Here is a 977-nt window from a genome sequence, read left to right as displayed (position 1 = left end):
TTACTCGGCGAGCCTTTCACCGAGGTGAGGGTCGGGACGATGACCGCCGTCACGGTCAAGGTCCTGGCTGCCGAGGCTGCCCCCGTGCCGACCCTGGCGGTAAAACTATGCGCCGCTACGGTCAGTCCCGAAACCGTGAGCGTCCACACTCCGGTGCTTGCATTGGCGATGGGTTCGCCTTTGAGGGTGGTGCCGTCGAGCACTTGCACCTTCTGACCTTTGCTGGCTATGCCGGTCAGAATGACGCTGGTTTCAACGGTGATACCGCCATTAAGGATTTCGGCATTGCTCGGTGAGCCTTTAACCGAGGTAATGGTGGTGGCGGCAGCAGCCGTCACGGTCAAGTTGCGCACATTCGAAAAGACCGGCGTAGGGTGGTACCCCGACTTTGCGCACAAGCGGTGAGCGCCGACCGCGACGGCAATAGTCAGTTGCCAGACGCCGGTGGTGAGGTTGGCCGTTGCCTTTCCTTTGGACACTGCGCTGGCCCCTGAACCGTCGAGAATTTCGACAAGTTGGCCCTTGCTGGCAGTCCCTGTGAGGAGAAGCGATGTTTCAACCGTGATGCCATTGTCGGGAATCTCGGCGTTACTCGGCGAGCCTTTCACCGAGGTGAGGGTCGGGACGATGACCGCCGTCACGGTCAAGGTCCTGGCTGCCGAGGCTGCCCCCGTGCCGACCCTGGCGGTAAAACTATGCGCCGCTACGGTCAGTCCCGAAACCGTGAGCGTCCACACTCCGGTGCTTGCATTGGCGATGGGTTCGCCTTTGAGGGTGGTGCCGTCGAGCACTTGCACCTTCTGACCTTTGCTGGCTATGCCGCTCAGGATGACGCTGGTTTCAACGGTGATGCCGCCATTAAGGATTTCGGCATTGCTCGGTGAGCCTTTAACCGAGGTAATGGTGGTGGCGGCAGCAGCCGTCACGGTCAAGTTGCGCACATTCGAAAAGACCGGCGTAGGGTGGTACCCCGACTT

The 977-nt window shown here is 60.6% G+C and carries 1 pseudogene; it reads right to left on the bottom strand.

Annotated elements, in window-relative coordinates:
• Positions 1–932: pseudogene (locus BI292_RS11310) on the bottom strand (hypothetical protein); the annotation flags it as partial.
• Between the last annotated feature and the right edge of the window lie 45 nt (positions 933–977).

The organism is Pseudomonas sp. 43NM1 (assembly GCF_002836905.1).
In the GTDB taxonomy this organism is placed as follows: Bacteria; Pseudomonadota; Gammaproteobacteria; order Pseudomonadales; family Pseudomonadaceae; genus Aquipseudomonas; species Aquipseudomonas prosekii.
Note: the sequence above shows the minus strand (reverse complement) of the source record. Positions and strands in the feature narration are given on the sequence as shown.